This window comes from Rhodococcus sp. EPR-134, assembly GCF_001647205.1.
GTDB lineage: Bacteria > Actinomycetota > Actinomycetes > Mycobacteriales > Mycobacteriaceae > Rhodococcus_F > Rhodococcus_F qingshengii.
In genome coordinates, this window is sequence record NZ_LVCT01000126.1 from 1 (window position 1) to 5,555 (window position 5,555).

The 5,555-nt window shown below is 60.9% G+C and carries 6 protein-coding genes; all 6 read left to right on the plus strand.

The window, feature by feature from the left end; genetic code table 11:
• The coding region (locus A2J01_RS05635; protein ID WP_231915711.1) for a hypothetical protein at window positions 1-317 on the plus strand (317 nt) is incomplete at its 5' end.
• A gap of 224 nt (window positions 318-541) precedes the next feature.
• On the plus strand, window positions 542-2,806 hold the full coding sequence (locus A2J01_RS05640; protein WP_064112283.1) for an exonuclease domain-containing protein: 2,265 nt from the start codon (window positions 542-544) through the stop codon (window positions 2,804-2,806).
• A gap of 228 nt (window positions 2,807-3,034) precedes the next feature.
• Window positions 3,035-3,796: a hypothetical protein gene (locus A2J01_RS05645; RefSeq protein WP_064112284.1), complete on the plus strand. Its 762-nt coding sequence runs from the start codon at window positions 3,035-3,037 to the stop codon at window positions 3,794-3,796.
• A gap of 244 nt (window positions 3,797-4,040) precedes the next feature.
• Entirely contained in the window at window positions 4,041-5,009 is a 969-nt protein-coding gene (locus tag A2J01_RS05650; protein WP_047269122.1) for a DUF4192 domain-containing protein, read from the plus strand.
• Between the two features lie 133 nt (window positions 5,010-5,142).
• On the plus strand, window positions 5,143-5,268 hold the full coding sequence (locus A2J01_RS37180; protein WP_256938233.1) for a hypothetical protein: 126 nt from the start codon (window positions 5,143-5,145) through the stop codon (window positions 5,266-5,268).
• A 55-nt stretch (window positions 5,269-5,323) separates the two neighbouring features.
• The coding region (locus tag A2J01_RS05655; protein ID WP_156519188.1) for a hypothetical protein at window positions 5,324-5,555 on the plus strand (232 nt) is incomplete at its 3' end.

Below are 5,555 nucleotides of genomic sequence, written 5' to 3' on the forward strand. Positions count from 1 at the left end.
GGAATGCGCGCGACAGCGTGGAACCTGCCACGGGAGTGCCCGCCACTTCCGAGACGGGGCCGTACGGGCGGGCTGTCGGGCTAATTGCCTTCGCTGCTGTCGGAGTTGGGATGGCAGTTGGTGTGCACGCCGGCAGCTCCCTATTCGGCGTCGCTACCGCGGTGTTGGTATCGGCACTTGCAGTGCTCGTCATCGCAATCCGCGGGCGACTACCCAGCGACTGGACGGACTGGGCCGGGGTGCTCGAAGTTCTGACCGCTACGGGAATTGCTGCAACACTTGTGATGCGACTGGCGGAATGGTCGATCGTGGTGTGATCCGGCCGGTCCGGAGCATCTGGGCGGAGAAATCCTGGTCTAGCGAGGCGTCTAGGAGATTCGCAGTCGAGCTGTCCTGGAGCCCTAGCTGCCCCTTCGTGCAGTGCCTTCCTACAAGATCGTGTCCGGTTCTGTGGGAGCCTGCCGGGAGCCGGTGACGCACATGTCAGTAGCTGCAAATAAGTTGTCCCCCATCGGAGATCACCACATCTGCAAGGGACGCCATGACCGATCTGATTATCACGCAACGTAAGGTCCGCAAAACGGAGACTGGGAAGCCGGGAATCCTCACGCGGACGCCATTCGTTGCGATCGACGTTGAGACCACCGGAGTCTCGGACGACGGCCGGGTTATCGAAGTGGCCGCGGTGAAGATGAACCACCGGGGAGAAGTGATCGACAGATTCGAATCGTTGATCAACCCTGGATACGATGTTCCGCTGAATCCCCACGCGCAGCGGATACACGGAATCACCCCGAACATGGTGTGGTCGGCTCCTTCATCGGAGGAGGTGTTCGCGGACCTCGCCGAGTTCGTGGGACGCAGCGGAGTCGTCGCGCACAGCCTTTCGTTCGAGAATCGTTTCCTCACAGCCGAATACGCTCGCTTGGAACTGCCTCGACCGCAGTGGCAAGGTATCTGCACACTCGCGGCAGCCCGGACGATGGTGATCGCGCCGAACCACAAGCTCGCCACGCTGCTGGATCTACTCGAACTGCCGGGAATGAACAGCCATCGCGCAGCTGATGATGCGCACGCATGTGGCCTCTTGATGGCCGCGATGATCGAACGATGCGGCGCAGGTGACCTCGTCCCGCTGGGCGAAGTCACGCCGAAAGCCGCCAGACAGTCGGCACCGATCACCGGCCCCATCGTGATGGCGGAGCACCCGGTTCTCGACACCCACACAGTCAGGTCTGCCATGGGCGGATTCGATCCCACCGAGGAACAAGCTCGAATCCTCGACGGATTCGACACCGGCGCAGACCTCGTCATTTGCGCCCTCGCCGGCACAGGAAAGACGTCAACCCTGAAAGGGATCGCACGGATCGAAGCAGCCAGAAATCCGGGACGCCACGGTCTGTACCTCGCGTTCAACCGTTCCGTGGCTACCGAAGCGAAAGCACACTTTCCTGAACAAGTGCAGACATCGACTGCACACGCGTTCGCGCTCCGTCACTTGCGGAACACCGCGCACGGTCCACTCCTGGCGAAGCTCGATGGCGGGCGATCGAAGTTCCGAGAGATGGCGGAGGCGATCAATTCACACAAAATCTTCTTCTCTGCAGGCGGCGATGGCCCGCGGGTACTCGCGCAGTATCCGGTGACAAGGTTGGCGCTCGCAACAGTCGACGAGTTCTGCAAAACAATGGACGAGCAGATCGGACCACAGCACGTCCCCGAGCAGAGGGGAATCGACGTCGGCAGCGCGCAGCGGGACGAACTGATCGGCCATGTTCTCCCGATTGCCCGCCGCGCGTGGGCTGCGATTCGCGACCCCCACAACTGGACCATCAAATTCACACCGACCCACATGTTGAAGCTGTGGGCAGATACCCACCCCATCGTGGGTCGGCCCGGTGACTACCTGATGTTGGATGAAGCGCAGGATGCGAATCCGTTGATCGACAGCATTATTCGCGATCAAGTTCATATGCAGCGGATACGTGTTGGTGACGAGAACCAAGCTATCTACGGCTTCACCGGCGCCATTAACAGTATGTCGAACGTCGCCGGCGCCACATATTTGTCGCTGACGAAGTCATGGCGGTTCGGGCCAGCGGTCGCAGACACCGCGAACTTCTACCTCAGGAAACTCGGCACAACCTTGCAGGTCATCGGCAACGAGAACGTGGAATCGCGGCTGATCTCGATCTCCGATCCTGTAGATGCAGTGTTGTGCCGGACCAATGGTGCTGCGCTGACCGAAGTGATCGCAGCCCAGCAGGCAGGGAAGACGACTGCACTGATCGGTGACGCCGCCGCAGCTACCCGGTTCTGCGAATCCGCTGAACTGCTGAAGGCCGGGCAATCACCCAAAGACGCGGATCTGGCCGCATTCACGACATGGGCAGATCTGCAGGACTACGTAGAGAACGCGCCAGGGGAGGGGGAACTTAAAACCCTGGTCGAATTGGTCGACACATACGGCGTCGACGAGGTGCGAGCAGCGATGGCATCGACAGTGAGACCAGATAGGGCCGAGCTGGTTTCGGCTACCTGTCACAAAGCTAAGGGCCTGGAATTCGATCGAGTGCGAATCAGCCACGAATGGGAGCTCGAGCCGGACGATGCTCCGTTCCCTCTCGACCTCGACGATCTAAGAGATGAGCAGATGCTGGCGTATGTGGGCTTGACGCGGGCAAAGCGTCATCTGGATCCAGGCCTACTCCTCGACCAACGAGTCGTAGATCTGATCAGTGCTCGTCACGCTCATCCCGCGGTGATCCCGGGCCTGACACCTCCCCTGGAGGGCATGCTTCTCTGACGAGTGCATTCCTCGCTGACGGATGCCTGAGCGGCGGAGTCCGGATGCGAACACGGGCGGATTGCAGGCGTACCGATCCAGAGGTTGTCCGCGCAGCCTCCGGAACCAGCGCTGTCCATGCACAGACGCCGCGTCGGCGAGCTGTCCGGGGTGATCAGGGGTGCCGCGCCGCTTGGCCGCTGGAGTGAGTGTGGAGACGAAATATCCACGCGAGCAACAGGAGTAAGCATGGGCGGTCACGATTTCCATGAAGTGGTGTATACGAACAGTGACGTTGAGGCGGTCTACGAAGATTTGTGTGCCGAGGCGGTACTCGAGTACGGAAACAACGGCTACAACGGCACCATCAGTACGACCCGGGGAGTGAATCCCGTTCGTGTTCCCCCAATGAGCTTGGCCGCCGCATTCACTCTGGCGAGCGACCGCGTGGACGGACTCGACAAATGGAATGCATGCGAGGCGATTCCACTTCTTGAAGAACGACAACCGGTGTATGAAAACGACGGACGGGTAACGGTGAGCCTCCAGGTGCCGTGGTCGGTGTACTCCGACCACGATGCGATGCGCTCCGCACTGGGAAAGAAGCTGGGGCGGTCGGCAGACGAGGTTGCGGATTGGTTCCTGATAGCTCGGGAAACCACCGTCACGAGACGTGCGAAGATCACCGCGACCAGCGGACCGCGGGAGACTCGCCACTTCGTGGTGAGTTCGAACCAGAATCAGCTACCAGCGTGGGCGCTCGGCCACCGGACCCAGGCGGCTGCGAGGGAAGCGCTGAAGGGGATCGGGGCCAACCTGTTGGCCGAAACTGTTGAGCTGGAGGTCATATCGATCACCCGCCGTGTAGATGGTCAACCGCTGGTGAAAGCGACGCTGACCGCAAAGGACGTGAACGCGAAAGCATCGGTGTCATTGCAACGGAAGACGTGCGACGGATTCCTCGGCACTAAGCAGGCCGGCTGGCTGTTCTACGGCTGGGCCGCATCCTGATCGATTCGGTGTGCAGTTGCGATGGCAGTTGCACACCGAATCCGCCGTAACCGAGCCTGTCCGCTGCCTGCATGGCAGGTCGAGTGGCTACGAGCATCCTGTCCGCTCATCGAATGCGGCGAAAGACGGTGCGAACTGCAGCAACAGCGTTCGCCGGCGTTCGTGCGCGTGCCGCACTGCCGGGCTGGTGCGAACAAGCTGTGAACGTAATCAACCAGCGAGTTCGTAGAAACGGGGTAGCGAGATGGCGACTGTGGCCAAGAACAATGCGGCGATCCGAGGTGCGGGAGCACTTGTCACCGCTGTACCGGCATTCTTCGGTTTCACCCCGGACGAATGCCTGGTCGTGGTCAGACTCGCAAAGGGCGCTCTCGCGGCAGCTGTGCGGATCGATTTCGACGCAGCAATACGCGCTGCTGAGCACGATATTTCGAGTCTGGTGGGCCACGAGGACGACCGTGCAGACATGGTGGCACTGATCGGAATCGGCGTGAATTCTCGGCGAGACGACGCGTTGAACGCTGTCGCAGCGGCATGCCTGGCCGACGGAATGTACGTGACGGCAACGATCAAGGTAGATCGGATCGCGTTTGGTGAGCGATGGATCGACCACAGCAGCAAGACTGAGGGCCTTATCGACGACCCGACTACATGTCCCGCCGCGCTGGACTCGTTGATCGAACGAGGTCGAGGTGTAGCCAGCGACCGTGAAGAACTGCGAATCGAAGTAACTGCCACAGGCGCCAATATCGTTGCAGGTAAGGCCCCATCCAATGCAGGAGCGGCGCGGGCCGTGCGTGCTGTTCTCGCCGCGATGGACCGCCATATGAACGGCCACCCACTCTCTGACGCCGATGTGGCGAAGCTGGCGGGCGGCTTGCTCAACAAACGTGTTCGCGACGCGGTAGTGGCTATCGGTCTGACCGGGCGCCGTGAGGCTGCACGCGCTGTCTTTGCGGACGTAACGCGTCGGGTCTGTGGACCGGCACGGGCCGAAGCTGCGACGATTGTCGCAGTTCTCGCCTACTTCGCATGCGACGGAGCGCTGTTGCGTATGGCGCTCGAGGAAGCTCAGCGGGAAGCACCCAAGCATTCTCTTGCCCTGATGGTGGCGTACGCACTCGATATGCAGATTCACCCCACGAAATTCGAGGAAGCACTCGCGCCGTCGCGTCAGATTCTGGCGGAACTCGGAATCGTCGTACCAGACTGATCGCGATCCGAAGTGGTTGTCCCACCGCCGCTATCGGCGGTGGGACAGGGTGTTTCGCCTTCGGTCCGCCGAACGTGTGTTCTCGGTCGGTCGTAACCGCCCATCTGCTGTCCTAGGTGGAGATTGCTCAGCTGTGGACAACGCGGCTGACCCTGTCCTCAATGCGCGTAGTTCGAAGGCAATGTGGGCAGGCGGATTGGTGCAGATCAACTTCGAGGCCCGCCCACCCGACGACCTATGCCGTGACGCGCACTCGTGAGCGACACGGAATCGTCAGAACCTCAACTCGTAGTCAATGAAAGCGAAGGAACGACATGGGATCTGGCATCTATTCGTCTGCGAACTTTTCTGTGCAGGACAACGATCAAGGGCGCGCCGCTCTGGCCTACGCGGTCGGCAAGTTGCAAGACATCTCCGCGCTCGGGCTGACCCCCGACGGAGACGAAGACGCGGGTGCGGTCATAGCTGGGGCGTTGGCCAAAGTCCTTGGTTTGGCCGAAGATCCGGACGACTTCACAGAGGTGTGGAATGCGCTGATCGGTGGTC

Excerpts from the sequence above, each read along its gene's own strand:
- A2J01_RS05640 (WP_064112283.1), top strand. The coding sequence starts at position 542 with ATGACCGATCTGATTATCACGCAACGTAAGGTCCGCAAAACGGAGACT.
- A2J01_RS05650 (WP_047269122.1), top strand. The coding sequence starts at position 4,041 with ATGGCGACTGTGGCCAAGAACAATGCGGCGATCCGAGGTGCGGGAGCA.
- A2J01_RS05645 (WP_064112284.1), top strand. The coding sequence starts at position 3,035 with ATGGGCGGTCACGATTTCCATGAAGTGGTGTATACGAACAGTGACGTT.